Annotated in this window: 13 protein-coding genes; 8 read left to right on the top strand and 5 right to left on the bottom strand. The window is 62.7% G+C overall.

What is annotated here, in order from left to right; genetic code table 11:
* Positions 1 to 97 precede the first annotated feature (97 nt).
* Positions 98 to 358 (bottom strand): YMGG-like glycine zipper-containing protein, encoded by a 261-nt coding sequence (locus ACM6UT_RS09875; protein ID WP_112686521.1) that lies wholly within the window; start codon positions 356 to 358, stop codon positions 98 to 100.
* Between the two features lie 310 nt (positions 359 to 668).
* Here ACM6UT_RS09875 and ACM6UT_RS09870 point away from each other — a divergent pair, with 310 nt between their 5' ends.
* From ACM6UT_RS09870 to ACM6UT_RS09850, 5 genes are all read left to right on the top strand, one after another.
* The gene (locus ACM6UT_RS09870; protein WP_129333862.1) at positions 669 to 1157 is read left to right on the top strand and encodes a (2Fe-2S)-binding protein; all 489 of its coding nucleotides are present in this window, start codon (positions 669 to 671) and stop codon (positions 1155 to 1157) included.
* A 79-nt stretch (positions 1158 to 1236) separates the two neighbouring features.
* A complete protein-coding gene (locus tag ACM6UT_RS09865) occupies positions 1237 to 3585 on the top strand; it encodes a xanthine dehydrogenase family protein molybdopterin-binding subunit (RefSeq protein WP_416797168.1) in 2349 nt (782 codons plus the stop codon).
* Positions 3586 to 3600: 15 nt separating this feature from the next.
* Entirely contained in the window at positions 3601 to 4395 is a 795-nt protein-coding gene (locus ACM6UT_RS09860; RefSeq protein ID WP_416797167.1) for an FAD binding domain-containing protein, read from the top strand.
* A 218-nt stretch (positions 4396 to 4613) separates the two neighbouring features.
* Positions 4614 to 5828, top strand: a complete 1215-nt coding sequence (gene hemA / locus ACM6UT_RS09855; RefSeq protein ID WP_416797166.1) for a 5-aminolevulinate synthase — start codon at positions 4614 to 4616, stop codon at positions 5826 to 5828.
* Positions 5829 to 5903: 75 nt separating this feature from the next.
* Positions 5904 to 6899 (top strand): serine hydrolase domain-containing protein, encoded by a 996-nt coding sequence (locus tag ACM6UT_RS09850; RefSeq protein WP_416797165.1) that lies wholly within the window; start codon positions 5904 to 5906, stop codon positions 6897 to 6899.
* 145 nt (positions 6900 to 7044) lie between these two features.
* Here ACM6UT_RS09850 and dxr read toward each other — a convergent pair whose 3' ends face one another.
* Entirely contained in the window at positions 7045 to 8235 is a 1191-nt protein-coding gene (gene dxr, locus ACM6UT_RS09845; RefSeq protein ID WP_416797164.1) for a 1-deoxy-D-xylulose-5-phosphate reductoisomerase, read from the bottom strand.
* A gap of 115 nt (positions 8236 to 8350) precedes the next feature.
* On the opposite strand from dxr, the gene ACM6UT_RS09840 reads away from it, so the two are divergent.
* Entirely contained in the window at positions 8351 to 10207 is a 1857-nt protein-coding gene (locus ACM6UT_RS09840; RefSeq protein ID WP_416797163.1) for a heavy metal translocating P-type ATPase, read from the top strand.
* Between the two features lie 92 nt (positions 10208 to 10299).
* Positions 10300 to 10797: a YciE/YciF ferroxidase family protein gene (locus tag ACM6UT_RS09835; RefSeq protein WP_416797162.1), complete on the top strand. Its 498-nt coding sequence runs from the start codon at positions 10300 to 10302 to the stop codon at positions 10795 to 10797.
* 37 nt (positions 10798 to 10834) lie between these two features.
* On the opposite strand, the gene ACM6UT_RS09830 is transcribed toward ACM6UT_RS09835, so the two are convergent.
* Together ACM6UT_RS09830 and ACM6UT_RS09825 are read right to left on the bottom strand one after the other, a co-directional pair.
* Complete coding sequence (locus tag ACM6UT_RS09830) at positions 10835 to 11911, bottom strand: DNA topoisomerase IB (protein WP_416797161.1); 1077 nt, start codon at positions 11909 to 11911, stop codon at positions 10835 to 10837.
* 18 nt (positions 11912 to 11929) lie between these two features.
* Positions 11930 to 12196 (bottom strand): hypothetical protein, encoded by a 267-nt coding sequence (locus tag ACM6UT_RS09825; protein WP_416797325.1) that lies wholly within the window; start codon positions 12194 to 12196, stop codon positions 11930 to 11932.
* Between the two features lie 167 nt (positions 12197 to 12363).
* Here ACM6UT_RS09825 and ACM6UT_RS09820 point away from each other — a divergent pair, with 167 nt between their 5' ends.
* On the top strand, positions 12364 to 12708 hold the full coding sequence (locus ACM6UT_RS09820) for a hypothetical protein (protein ID WP_416797160.1): 345 nt from the start codon (positions 12364 to 12366) through the stop codon (positions 12706 to 12708).
* A 16-nt stretch (positions 12709 to 12724) separates the two neighbouring features.
* Here ACM6UT_RS09820 and ACM6UT_RS09815 read toward each other — a convergent pair whose 3' ends face one another.
* A complete protein-coding gene (locus ACM6UT_RS09815) occupies positions 12725 to 13054 on the bottom strand; it encodes a hypothetical protein (RefSeq protein ID WP_416797159.1) in 330 nt (109 codons plus the stop codon).
* Positions 13055 to 13150 lie beyond the last annotated feature (96 nt).

The raw sequence follows: 13150 nt of genomic DNA, 5'->3' as shown, positions 1-13150 counted from the left end.
CAGATGCAGACGCGGAAGGGATACCGCTTTAGGACGTCCTAGAAAAGGAAAAAGTCCCGGTTTGTCGCCGGGACTTCTCTGATTTGGCAAGAGGCGATCAGTAGCCGCGTGGGCAGTAATCGACGTAGCGGCGGCCGTAGCGATCGCGGTAGTAGCACTTGCCGGGCTCACTGGCGGCGCCAATGACGGCGCCGGATACACCGCCGATTGCGGCGCCGACGGCAGCGCCGCGGACGTCACCCGTAATTGCACCGCCGATGATTGCGCCCGAGGCGGCGCCGATGGTGGCGCCCTTCTCGGTCTGTGTGCAACCAGCGACCGAAAGGCCGATCAGTACAAGCACAAGAGCCTTTTTCATGACTTTTCTCCAATGGTTTTACGCATTCCGGATGACCGGTCACTGCATCACTCGCGTATCCGCCGGCAGATCTCAATCCGTCCTTGCGATCGCTGCACAAGAATATCCTCCAAAATCGGAAAGTCCATTGAATTCAAATGTCCGTGATCACGTGCCGCGACGGCAGTGTTCGCGGCGACACAGTAAAGTCCCGCGGTTGCTGCAATGCGGGAAATAAAAATGCCGCTCCCCCTCGAAGTACCAGTTGATCCGCTCTGGAAAAAGACAAATGATGACTCGGGTGTCCTGGAGAGACACGAGGAGGAACAATATGGCTAAAGTAACGCTGTCGGTGAACGGCCGTACAGTCAGCGGTGATTGCGACGATCGCACGCTTCTCGTTCAATTCATCAGGGAAAAGCTGGGGCTGACGGGCACCCATGTCGGGTGTGACACGACGCAGTGCGGCGCGTGTGTGGTGCACATGGACGGCAAGTCCATCAAGAGCTGCTCCATCCTCGCCGTCCAGGCGTCGGGGTCCAGCATCACGACAATCGAGGGGCTCTCCACCAACGGCGAACTGCATCCGGTGCAGGCGGCGTTCAAGGAGCACCATGGGCTCCAATGCGGTTTCTGTACGCCGGGCATGGTGATGACTGCGGTCGACATGATCAACCGCCATGGCGGCGCACTCGATGAGGCCACCGTTCGCCACGAGCTCGACGGCAACATCTGTCGCTGCACCGGATATCACAACATCGTCAAAGCCGTTCTTGCCGCCAATGCCGAGATGCATGCCGGCCGCCAGGCTGCCGAGTAAAAACGTCGATTTGCCGGCCGCTTGCCGCTGATCGTCGTCTGCAGCTGTTGGGCCGCCGAAATGCCATCGGGAGGATATGATGGGCGTTGAAGGAATTGGAGCGCGTGTCGCGCGCAAGGAAGACAAGCGATTTCTCACAGGCAAGGGTCGTTACACGGACGACATGGTCGTCCCGGGCATGAAGTACGCCTATTTCGTGCGCTCGCCCTATGCACATGCCCGTGTCACGGGCGTGGACGCGAGCGCGGCCAAGGCGATGCCGGGGGTGATCGACGTTCTCGACGGCAAGCAACTGCTGGCCGACGGGATCGGTAACCTGATCTGTGGCTGGATGATCCATTCCAAGGATGGCTCGCCCATGAAGATGGGTGCATGGCGTCCGCTCGCCCACGACACGGTGCGTTATGTCGGTGACGCGGTCGCGGTGGTGATTGCCGACTCGGTAGCCGAGGCGCGCGATGCCGCCGAGGCAGTGGTCGTCGACTACAAGGAGCTGCCGGTTGTCACGGACGCCGTCAGTGCGCTCGGCGAAGGGGTACCGCAGATTCATCCGGAGGCACCCGGCAACCTGATCTTCGACTGGGAGATCGGCGACAGCTCGGCGGCCGACAAGGCGATTGCAGAGGCTGCGCACGTCACGGAAATCGAGATCCGCAACAACCGGCTGTCACCCAATGCGATGGAGCCGCGCGCGGCACTCGGCATCTATGATGCGGCCGAGGATCATTACACCTGCTATACGACGAGCCAGAACCCGCACGTGGCCCGCCTGGTGATGAGCGCCTTCTACAATGTCGCGCCGGAGAACAAGTTGCGGGTCATTGCGCCGGATGTCGGCGGCGGCTTCGGATCGAAGATCTACATCTACCCGGAGGAAATCGTCTGTCTCTGGGCGTCCAAGAAGACGGGCGTTCCGGTCAAGTGGACGGCGGACCGGTCGGAAGCCTTCATGACCGATGCCCACGGCCGTGACCATGTGTCGAAGGTCAAGATGGCCTTCGACAAGGACAACCGCATCACCGGTCTGAAGGTGGACACGATCGCCAATCTCGGCGCTTATATGTCGCTCTTCTCGTCCTCCGTGCCGACCTATCTCTACGCGACGCTGCTTTCCGGCCAGTACGACATTCCCGCGATCCACTGCAACGTCCGGACCGTCTACACCAACACCGTGCCGGTCGACGCCTACCGAGGAGCCGGACGCCCTGAAGCGACCTATTTGCTCGAGCGGACGGTGGAAACGGCGGCGAGGGAACTCGGGCTTTCCCCGGCGGAACTTCGCCGGAAGAACTTCATCCGTACCTTCCCCCATCAGACGCCGGTGATCATGACCTATGACGCCGGCGACTATGACGCCTCGCTCGAGGCGGCCTTGGCCGCCGCCGACTGGAACGGCTTTCCGGCCCGCCGGGCCGAGGCCGGGCGCCGGGGCATGAAGCGTGGCATCGGCATGAGCTGCTATATCGAGGCCTGCGGTATCGCTCCGTCGCAGGCCGTCGGGTCGCTCGGCGCCGGCGTCGGTCTCTGGGAATCGGCGGAAGTCAGGGTGAACGCGGTCGGCACGATCGAGGTGCTGACGGGTTCGCACAGTCACGGTCAGGGTCACGAAACGACCTTCGCCCAGCTCGTTGCGGATCGTCTCGGCGTGTCGATCGACAGTATTTCGATCGTCCACGGCGACACCGACAAGGTGCAGATGGGCATGGGGACCTATGGGTCCCGCTCCGGCGCCGTCGGCATGTCGGCGATCGTCAAGGCGCTCGACAAGGTCGAAGCGAAGGCCAAGAAGATCGCCGCGCACCTGATGGAGGCAGACGAGAGCGACATCGTCCTGGAGAACGGGGAACTCAAGGTGGCTGGCACCGACAAGTCGCTACCCTGGTTCCAGGTGGCGCTCGCCGCCTATACTGCGCATAACCTGCCAGCCGGCATGGAGCCGGGCCTGAAAGAAAGTGCCTTCTACGACCCGTCGAACTTCACCTTCCCGGCCGGCTGCTACATCTGTGAGGTGGAGGTCGATCCGGAGACCGGCAAGACGACCATTATCCAGTTCGTCGCAGCCGACGATTTCGGGAACATTATCAATCCCATGATCGTCGAGGGGCAGGTGCACGGCGGCATTGCGCAGGGTATCGGCCAGGCGATGCTGGAAAATGTCGAATACGATCCCACGACGGGTCAGCTGCTGACCGCCAGCTTCATGGACTACGCCATGCCGCGAGCGGACGACCTGCCATCCTTCAACGTCTCGCATCAGTGCACACCCTGCCCGGGCAACCCGCTCGGCATCAAGGGGTGCGGGGAGGCCGGGGCTATCGGCTCGCCGCCGGCGCTCATCAACGCCATAACCGATGCGATCGGAAACAATCGCCTGAACATGCCGGCCACGCCGCAGGCCGTCTGGCGGGCCATGCAGGCTCAGATCTAAAGGGGGACGGAGATCATGTACGCAACGAATTATCATCGCGCCTCCTCGGTCGAGGAGGCGGGCAGGCTTATCGCCGCAGCGGAGGACGGCAAGTATGTGGCAGGTGGCCAGACCCTGGTCGCGACCATGAAGCAGAGGCTTGCTCAGCCGAGCGACCTCATCGACCTTCGCCACGTTCCCTCGCTGAAAGGCATCCGCGTCGATGGCCGCAATGTGACGATCGGCGCGGGCGTCACGCATGCGGAGGTCGCCTCGTCGGACCTCCTGCGGTCGGTCTGTCCGGCAATCTGCAATCTCGCCGGGATGATCGGCGACCCACATGTGCGACACCTCGGCACCATCGGCGGTTCGATCGCCAACAACGACCCGGCGGCCGACTATCCGGCCGCCATGCTGGGCCTCGGTGCGACCATTGTCACGGACCGTCGCGAAATCGCCGCAGGCGACTTCTTCCGGGGGCTCTTCGAAACCGCCCTCGAAAACGGTGAGGTCATCACCGCAGTGCGTTTCCGCGCGCCGGAGAAGGCGGCTTACGTGAAATTCGCTAACCCGGCGTCCCGATTTGCGATGACCGGCGTCTTCGTCTCCAGGGGGGACAGTGGCGTTCGCGTCGCGGTGACGGGAGCCGGCTCGAACGGCGTCTTCCGTCACGAGGGAATGGAAGCTGCCTTGTCGGCCAACTGGGCTCCGGAGGCGGTCTCCAACGTGGCGGTCGAGACCGACGACCTCATGTCGGACATGCACTGTAGCGCCGAGTATCGGGCGAACCTCATTCGCGTGATGGCCAGGCGCGCGGTCGCCGCGAGTTGAGGCGGCAATAGATCGATGAAGGGGCGGCTGCGGCCGCCCTTTCCCTTTTGTGCTTGACGTAGATCAAGTCTGAGGGCGTTCCGATCGGGTAGCAGTGTGTTCCGAAGGGACGGAAAGGCCGGCGCCTTTTGTCGCAGTTTAGAACGAATTTACAATGCCGGGGTTGACCGCATGCCCCGACGATCCCAAAAGGGACGAGGACATACTGGAGCTTGGCGATGGACTTCGAAGCGTTTTTCAAGAGCGAATTGGCGGGCCTGCATGAAGAAGGCCGGTACCGCATTTTTGCCGATCTTGAGAGACAGAGGGGCAATTTCCCGCGAGCCACCCGCTATACCGAGCAGGGTGAGCAGGACGTGACCGTCTGGTGCTCGAACGATTACCTGGGCATGGGTCAGAACCCGCAGGTGATCGAAGCCATGAAAGAGGCCATCGACCACTGTGGCGCGGGTGCGGGAGGCACCCGGAACATTTCCGGCACCAATCATTACCATGTTCTCCTCGAGCGCGAGCTTGCCGACCTGCATGGCAAGGAATCGACGCTGATCTTCACCTCCGGCTATATTTCGAACTGGGCGACGCTCGGCACCCTGGGCCAGAAGATCCCGGGCCTCATCATCTTCTCCGACGCGCTCAACCACGCGTCCATGATCGAAGGCATTCGCTATGCAAAATGCGAGCGCGTCATCTGGAAGCACAACGATGTGAAGGACCTCGAGGCAAAGCTCGCCGCGGCTGATCCGAATGCCCCGAAGCTCATCGCCTTCGAATCCGTCTATTCGATGGATGGCGATATCGCGCCCATCAAGGAAATCTGCGACATCGCAGACAAATACGGCGCAATGACCTATCTGGACGAGGTTCATGCCGTCGGGATGTACGGAGCGCGTGGCGGCGGCATCGCCGAGCGCGAAGGACTGATGCATCGCCTGACCGTGATCGAAGGTACGCTCGGCAAGGCTTTCGGCGTCATGGGCGGCTACATCGCGGCCTCTTCGGCTCTTTGCGATTTCGTCCGTTCGTTCGCTTCGGGCTTCATCTTCACCACCGCGCTGCCGCCGGCACTCGCTGCGGGCGCGGTCGCTTCGATCCGCCATCTGAAGACCAGCCAGATCGAGCGCTTCGCCCATCAAGAACGTGTCCGGCGCCTTCGTTCCATGCTCGATGCCCGCGGTATCCCGCACATGGCCAATCCGAGCCATATCGTGCCGGTCATGGTGGGCGATGCGGCCAAGTGCAAGTGGATCTCGGACCTGCTGCTCGACAATTTCGGCATCTATGTGCAGCCGATCAACTATCCCACGGTGCCGAAGAAGACCGAACGTCTTCGCATCACCCCGACGCCGCTCCATTCCGACGACGATCTCGAAAAGCTCGTCGGCGCCCTGCATCAGCTCTGGTCACGCTGCGCTCTCGCCCGCGCTGTCGCCTGATCGACCAGTTGCCGTTTCCATTTCGATGCGGATCATGTCACATGATCCGCATTTTTCGTTTGGAGACTACAGGTCATGGGCATTGCCGAGCGTGTCGGCCGGGCGGTCGATGAAGCCGTAAGCGAAGAGCAAGTCGTTGGCGCGGTCGTCCTCGTCTACCAGGATGGGGAACCTCTTGTCTGCAAGGCGGCGGGATATGCGGACCGCGAAGCGCAAATTCCGGTCCGTCTCGACACCATCTTCCGCTATGCCTCGGTGACCAAGCCGATCGTCGCGGCGACGGCCCTGGCGATGATCGAGGCGGGGCTGTTCCGGCTGGATGATGCTGTTTCGGATTTCCTCGCTTGGTTCAGGCCAAGGACTGCGGACGGGCACGAGCCGCGCATCACGATCCGTCATCTGCTGACCCACACCTCAGGGCTCGTCTACGATCCCGCGCTGGAGGCGCTTCCGCCGGAGCGGGCGGTGAGTCTCGGTCTCTCCAATAGCGAGCTGACGCTCGAGGAGAACTTCAGCCGCTGCAACGCCGTGCCGCTCGCCTTCGAGCCCGGCGACCGCTGGGCCTATTCCCACGCTACCGACATTCTCGGTGCCCTTATAGCTACCGTATACGGCGGTTCGCTCGAAGCAGCGGTGATCCGTCATGTCACCGGTCCGCTGCGGATGGACGACGCCCGTTTTCATGTGACCGATCCGAAGCGCCTGTCGACCGCCTATGCGGACGGAACGGAGCGACCGATCAGGATGCCGGACCCCTGGGTTCCTGCGGAAGACGCAGAGTGGCGCGCACCCTTCTCGCCCGCGCGCATCTTCAATCCAAAGGCTTTCCAGTCCGGAGGTGCGGGGATGGCCGGCACGGCAGGCGATATTCTGAAGCTGCTCGAGGCGTTTCGTCAGGGAGGCAGCCCGATCGTATCCCTGGAGACTGCGGCGGCGGCTCTTTCGAACCAGATTGGCGATGTCCCGGGCGATCCGGGAATGCGTTTCGGATACCTGGGCGGGATCATCACTGACCCGGCGCTGGCGGGCACCTGCCTGCCGGCGGGTGCCGTCCGATGGGGCGGCGTCTAACGGCGGCACCTGGTTCATCGATCCAGGACGCAAGCTCACGGTCGTCAACCTGACGAACACGGCGCTCGAAGGCTGCATGGGGCTCTACCCGGAACGGATCAGAAGGGCAGTGTACGCGGAGGACTGAGGTCCTTAGCCGAAGGCGTCAGGCCGCAGCCATCCGGCCGACGACCTCGCGGGCGCGTCGCCTCGCTTCCGCGTCGGCCTGCACGACATCGGAAATCTCGCCGGCAGGACCGAGGTCCGCCAACTGGTCCATGACGACCTCGACCACGTCCGCCATATCGAGGAATCCGATCCGCTCGGCGACGAAGGCGGCGAAGGCGGCCTCTTCCGCACCGTTGAGGACGGCACCCTGAAGGCCGCCGCGTTCGAGCGCCGTTCGGGCAAGGCGGAGCGCCGGGAAGCGTGCCTCGTCCGGCGCTTCGAAGTCGAGCCGCGCAAGTTTGGCAAAATCGAGCCGTTCTACGTCGAGCGCAGATCGATTCGGGTAGGAAAGGGCATATCCGATTGCCGTGCGCATGTCCGGTACACCGAGCTGCGCGATGACCGAGCCGTCGACGTAGCCCACCATCGAGTGGATGATGGACTGCGGATGAATGACGACCTCGATCTGGTCCGGGCGAACACCGAACAGGTGCTTGGCCTCGATCATCTCGAAAGCCTTGTTGAACATCGAAGCACTACCGACAGAGATTTTCAGGCCCATCGACCAGTTCGGATGAGAGCGCGCCGCCTGCAGCGTGACATTTGCCATCTGCTCGCGTGTGTAACCCCGGAACGGGCCACCGGATGCCGTCAGGATGATCCTTTCCAACGCATGTCGCTGGCTCTTGTCGAGACACTGGAAGATGGCGCTGTGTTCGCTGTCGACGGGGATCAATTGCCCGCCGCCGGTGCCGACGGCGTCGAGGAAGAGTTCACCGGCCGAGACCAGGCACTCCTTGTTGGCAAGCGCTATATTGGCGCCACGGCGGGCCGCATGGAGAGTCGGTGCGAGACCGGCCGTCCCGACGATTGCTGCCATGACCCAGTCGGCATCGAGTTCCGCCGCCTCTTTGAGGCCGCTCACGCCGGCAGCGACTGCGATGCCGCTACCGGACAGCGCGTCCTTCAAGTCTGCGTAGCGGTTCTCGTCCGCCGTCACAGCCAGGCGCGCGCCGAATTTTCGGGCCTGTTCCGCCAGAAGCTCGATATTGCCATTACCGGTGAGCGCCATGATCTCGAATGCGTCGCGACCACCCAACTGGCGAACGACGTCGAGCGTGTTTGTGCCGATCGAGCCGGTCGAACCGAAAACGGTCAGACGGCGCGGCACCTCGGTTCCCATGATCATTCCATATTCCGGAGATTGCTTCCCTTGCAAATGCGTCTACAAGGGAATGTGCGCGCCAGCAAGCTTTAGCTCTTCAGCGGCGGTATGCCCGGCGCCCAATAGCGGTGAGGAAGACGTGAGCGCGCTGTCGCGATTTTTCGAGAATTATGGCAGGCCTCTCCTCGCGATCCTCGCCCTGCTGACACTGGCCGGCGGCGCTTTCGCGCAGTGGTCTGGTGCCGCTTCGCTCTCCGGGCAATTCTGGTTTGCGGGGGGATCGGTCGTTCTTGCGGTGCTCCTGGTGGAGATCGTGCGCTCGCTCCTGCAGCGGCAGTTCGGGCTCGATGTCGTCGCCGCGCTCTCGATGTCCGCCGCACTTGCCTTCGACGAGCCGTTGGCCGCCAACATCGTGGCACTCATGTATGCGGGTGGCCAACAGCTCGAGAACTTTGCGGAGGGACGAGCACGTCGCGAGATGACCGCGCTGCTCGGCCGGGTCGCCCGCACGGCCATGTGCTACCGCGGTAACGGGCTTGAAGAGGTTCCGATAGAACGTCTCGTGCCTGGAGACCGCATCCTCGTCAGGCGCGGCGAGGTGATCCCTGTCGACGGCGTTCTTGCCGCTCCCTCGGCAGACATCGACATGTCGGCGCTCACGGGCGAATCCATGCCGATCCGGTTTTTCGACGGCGATCAGGTGCCGAGCGGCTGTGTCAGTTGCGGTGCAGCTTTCGATCTGATCACCGCCCTCCCTGCTGCCGAGAGTACCTATGCGGGCATCGTTCGGCTGGTGAAGAGTGCGCAGGAAAGCAAGGCGCCGATGGTGAGGCTCGCCGATCGTTATGCGTTGTGGTTCCTGATGGCTACCGTGGTCATAGCAGGCATGGCCTGGTGGATTACCGGCGATCGGCTCCGGGCTCTCTCCGTCCTTGTCGTCGCGACGCCCTGTCCGCTGATCCTCGCGGTACCCGTCGCGATCATCTCAGGCATGTCGCGTGCCGCCTCGATCGGCGTTCTGATCAAGAGCGGAGGAGCGCTGGAAACGCTTGCGCGCGTCAGAACCGCGATCTTAGACAAGACCGGAACGATGACCACCGGGCGGGCGGGCGTCGTCGATATTCGCACCGTGAATGGTGTCGAGGCGACCGAAATGCTCCGATTTGCCGCTTCACTCGACCAGGCATCCAATCACGCCAGCGCCGAGAACCTTGTCGCGGCGGCCAAAGGGGCAGGACTCACACTCAGCAATCCGGCGGATGTGACCGAGAGGCCCGGGAGCGGCGTCGAAGGCACGGTCGACGGGCATCGCGTGGTCGTGGGCGGCAGCAACTTCGTCAAGGAGCACTGCCGATCCGGCGACCCTTACGACCTAGGTGACCGCCTTCCTCCCGGATCGGCGGTCGTTGCGGTCGGCATAGATGGCGTGGTCGCCGGCATCATCCTCCTTTCAGATCAGGTGAGGAGCGATGCGCAGGAGACGATCGCCGCGTTTCGCGACGCCGGCGTCTCGCGTTTCGTCCTCGCCTCCGGCGATCGTGCGGATGTCGTCCAGACCGTCGGTGCCAAGCTCGGAATAGACCCCGCACACGGCGACCTCGCACCTGCCGACAAGGTGGAGATCGTGTTGCAAGAGCGGGAACGTGTGCCGGTTATGATGATCGGTGACGGGGTGAACGATGCACCAGCCCTTGCGGCTGCAGACGTTGGCGTCGCTATGGGTGCACGGGGAGCAGCGGCCTCCTCGGAGGCCGCTGACGTCGTGGTTCTGGTCGATGACCTCGGGCCACTGGCGATTGCAATTTCGCTTGCCCGCCGCGCCCGCAGGATCGCGCTGCAAAGCGTCGCGGTCGGGATCGGGCTTTCGTTTATGGCGATGGGTTTCGCAGCCCTCGGTTACCTGCCGCCCGTCGAAGGCGCGATCCTGCAGGAGGTTATCGACGTTGCCGTCATTTTGAACGCCCTCCGTGCCCTTGTGCCGCCCCGAAAGAGCTGACCGCCGGCAGCCTTCCTGTGACCGATGGCCGGAACAAAGGGCAGCGGATAAAGGTTCTTCTGCGGCAAGTCCAACCGCAACGGAGAACCGCAATGGCAGAAAAGAATTTGGAAGATCTCTTCCACGAAACGCTGAAGGACATCTACTACGCGGAACGGAAGATCCTGAAGGCGCTGCCGAGGATGGCGCGCGGCGCCAGCAGCCAGAAGCTGAAGTCGGCGTTCGAGAAACACAAGGAGGAAACCGAGGAACACGTCGAACGCCTGCAGCAGGTTTTCGAGATCATCGGCAAGCGTCCGCGGGCTAAGACCTGCCCTGCGATCGACGGCATCATCGAAGAGGGCGAGGAGATCATGGAGGCCTTCAAGGGGGCTCCGGCGCTCGACGCGGGATTGCTGGCGGCCGCGCAGGCGGTCGAGCACTACGAGATCAGCCGGTACGGTACGCTGCGTTCGTGGGCCGAACAGCTCGGCCACAAGGATGCAGTGAAGCTGCTCGACCAGACGCTCACCGAGGAAGCCAAGACCGACGAGTCGCTCACCAAACTTGCCGAAAGCGCTGTGAACACGGCTGCACAGAAGGCGGCGTGAGCTCGAAGGCCGGGCAAGGAGATTGCCCGGCCTTCCCTCATCTCTTCATCTTTCGATCTTCTCCGCGCTCCCGAAGAAACGCGACCAGTCTCGCCTCATCCGCATAGAGGCCGGGCTTTGGAACACTGCGGTCGAGTCGCGCGAGAAGATTTCTCCTTTCCTCATCATCATCCAAATCAGCCAGCGAAAGGATTGCGGGATGGACGTAGCTCGTCCGGCAGACCGAGGGCGTGTTGTGGAGGGCCTTTGCCGCCGACTGGCACATATCCTTGACGCGCGGCTGTTCCCCTTGGCGCAGCGGCGACAAGCCTTCGCGGAACGCGGCCAGGCTGCCGCCCCAGGTCCGAAAAGTCTTCGCGGAGACGGAAAGTCCTGCAATTTCGCTCAGATAGGCATTCAACTGGCTCGACTCGACGCGATGTAAACCCGCCTGGTCTCGCCAGGAGAAGAGCTCGCGTCCCGGCAAGTCGGCGATCTCCTCCAGGATCCTCTGCAGCCGCGGGCTTCTCAGTCGCTTGGTGATGCGCTTGCCGCCCTTGGCGCGAAAGCGGATCTCTACCTGTTCGCCTTCCAGGGAGAGATGTTGCTTGAGGAGCGTTGTCGCGCCGTAGGTGCGATTTTCTTTCGCGTAGGACCGGCTGCCGACCCGCAGATGCGTCTCGTCCAGGAGAACGACCAGAGCGGCCAGCAGAAAATGCGCCTCGTCCGACGGGTCGCGAAGATCGCGGTCGACCCGGCGCCGTATGATGGGAAGGCTTTCGGCGAAGTGGAGAAGATCGCCGAATTTCTGCTGGCTTCGCAGCGCCTGCCACTCCGCATGATAGAAATACTGTTTGCGACCGCGGGCATCGTATCCAGTTGCCTGCAGATGGCCATTCGCTTTGGCACAGATCCACACGTCATGGTAGGCGGGAGGCAGGGCGAGGGCCTTGATGCGTTGCCGCTCGACAGGATCGTCCAGGAGCGATCCGTCCGGCAGTTGATAGCTGAAGCCTCGGCCCCGTCGAACACGCCGAATGCCCGCTTCCTCGTCGCTCACATAGACGAGCCCCGCCTTCTCCAGGCAGTCGGGCCGCTCCGCGGGCGAATTGTCAGTATGGGGAACCTTGCGCACTGCGCGAATGCCGGTGGTTCACTGCTCCCTGTCGACGAATTTGTTGAAACGGCTCTCCTTCCCGCCTTCGGTCTCGTCCTGGTAAAGGAAGGCGAGCCCAGCGGAATCGAAGATCTCGAAGAACTCCTCCCAACTGATCTCCTGCAGATTGTTCTCCGGCGCGCGGAAATCTATGCGCAGCACCCCGCCGCGAGACACACCTTTGACTTTCGCCGGCCGACCACCGCGCGCCTCGGTCCATTTGCGTATCGTCTGGTGATCGGTTGTCTGTTTTGCCGTGGTCATGACGCCCTCCGTGCCGCTCTGGATTTTTCCGGCAAACAGCACAGGATGTCAGAATGTTCCGGCCGCCTAACGTGAGTATGTCCCTTCTTGCGTGCCGGCTCCGGAACAATGGCCGTCGCGAGCCGGTTTCCGCCACTGCAGGAGCCGGGCAACACGGAGGAGCGAACATGTCCGAACACATCGAGAATGCAGACGGGCAGGGAACCCTGGTGATCGGGGGACGAAGATCACCGGTGACTTACCAGATCTCCGCGGTGCGAAGCGGAGAGCGATACGTAGCGACGACGACCCTGCAGGCGCCGCGCGACTGGCTGCTGCAGCAAGGTTTCCGACAGGAAGCGCTGCTGGAGCGTGACGGTGCGGACGTGATCAAGTTGTATCGGCCGGAAGTGCTCGATGTCGTTGATGACGTCAGCGTCTCCCTTTCGTCGGAGCCGCTGACGTGCGAGACGCGCGAGGAACTCGTGAACCGGTTCCCGGAACTCGATCTTGTGCGGATGCACCGTCTCTAGGCCCTTTCGACGCCGGTCAGATCTGCTTCGGCAGAATGACGTCGCGCCGGATCTGGCCCGCGACGACGCCACGCGGACCTTCGGCCGGATAATGGCCGCTTTCATCCAGCACGACGCTGTAGAGCTTGTCGCTGCGAAAGGCGCTGCCGATTGCAGTCGAGACGTCTTCGGCGGGTTTCGCGTGTACTTCGGGGAAGTCGCCTTCGGCTTCCGTTGCCACGATGCGGGCGTCGCCTGCAGAGCGCGCCCGGACCACGACTTCCCCGTGTGACGGCGAATTCTGCCAGTTGGGGTCATCCGGCTCCGCGAGTGGAACAAGGCGATAGATTTGCAGCTCGTCGTCCATTTTTCTTTTCCTTCCGAGGTGTCCATGAGCCGGGGCAACGCGCCGTCGTCGGGTGACGTTCCAGGCGGAACCTTTGTCGAGCTGGCGGGTTCCGAT

The sequence above is a fragment of the Ciceribacter azotifigens genome, assembly GCF_048159625.1.
GTDB lineage: Bacteria > Pseudomonadota > Alphaproteobacteria > Rhizobiales > Rhizobiaceae > Allorhizobium > Allorhizobium azotifigens.
This window is presented reverse-complemented; position numbering and strand designations above follow the sequence as displayed.

Coding starts and splice junctions, on each gene's coding strand:
- ACM6UT_RS09870 (WP_129333862.1), top strand. CDS start 669: ATGGCTAAAGTAACGCTGTCGGTGAACGGCCGTACAGTCAGCGGTGAT.
- ACM6UT_RS09835 (WP_416797162.1), top strand. CDS start 10,300: ATGGCAGAAAAGAATTTGGAAGATCTCTTCCACGAAACGCTGAAGGAC.
- ACM6UT_RS09860 (WP_416797167.1), top strand. CDS start 3,601: ATGTACGCAACGAATTATCATCGCGCCTCCTCGGTCGAGGAGGCGGGC.
- ACM6UT_RS09850 (WP_416797165.1), top strand. CDS start 5,904: ATGGGCATTGCCGAGCGTGTCGGCCGGGCGGTCGATGAAGCCGTAAGC.
- ACM6UT_RS09875 (WP_112686521.1), bottom strand. CDS start 358: ATGAAAAAGGCTCTTGTGCTTGTACTGATCGGCCTTTCGGTCGCTGGT.
- hemA (WP_416797166.1), top strand. CDS start 4,614: ATGGACTTCGAAGCGTTTTTCAAGAGCGAATTGGCGGGCCTGCATGAA.
- ACM6UT_RS09815 (WP_416797159.1), bottom strand. CDS start 13,054: ATGGACGACGAGCTGCAAATCTATCGCCTTGTTCCACTCGCGGAGCCG.
- ACM6UT_RS09820 (WP_416797160.1), top strand. CDS start 12,364: ATGTCCGAACACATCGAGAATGCAGACGGGCAGGGAACCCTGGTGATC.
- dxr (WP_416797164.1), bottom strand. CDS start 8,235: ATGATCATGGGAACCGAGGTGCCGCGCCGTCTGACCGTTTTCGGTTCG.
- ACM6UT_RS09825 (WP_416797325.1), bottom strand. CDS start 12,196: ATGACCACGGCAAAACAGACAACCGATCACCAGACGATACGCAAATGG.
- ACM6UT_RS09865 (WP_416797168.1), top strand. CDS start 1,237: ATGGGCGTTGAAGGAATTGGAGCGCGTGTCGCGCGCAAGGAAGACAAG.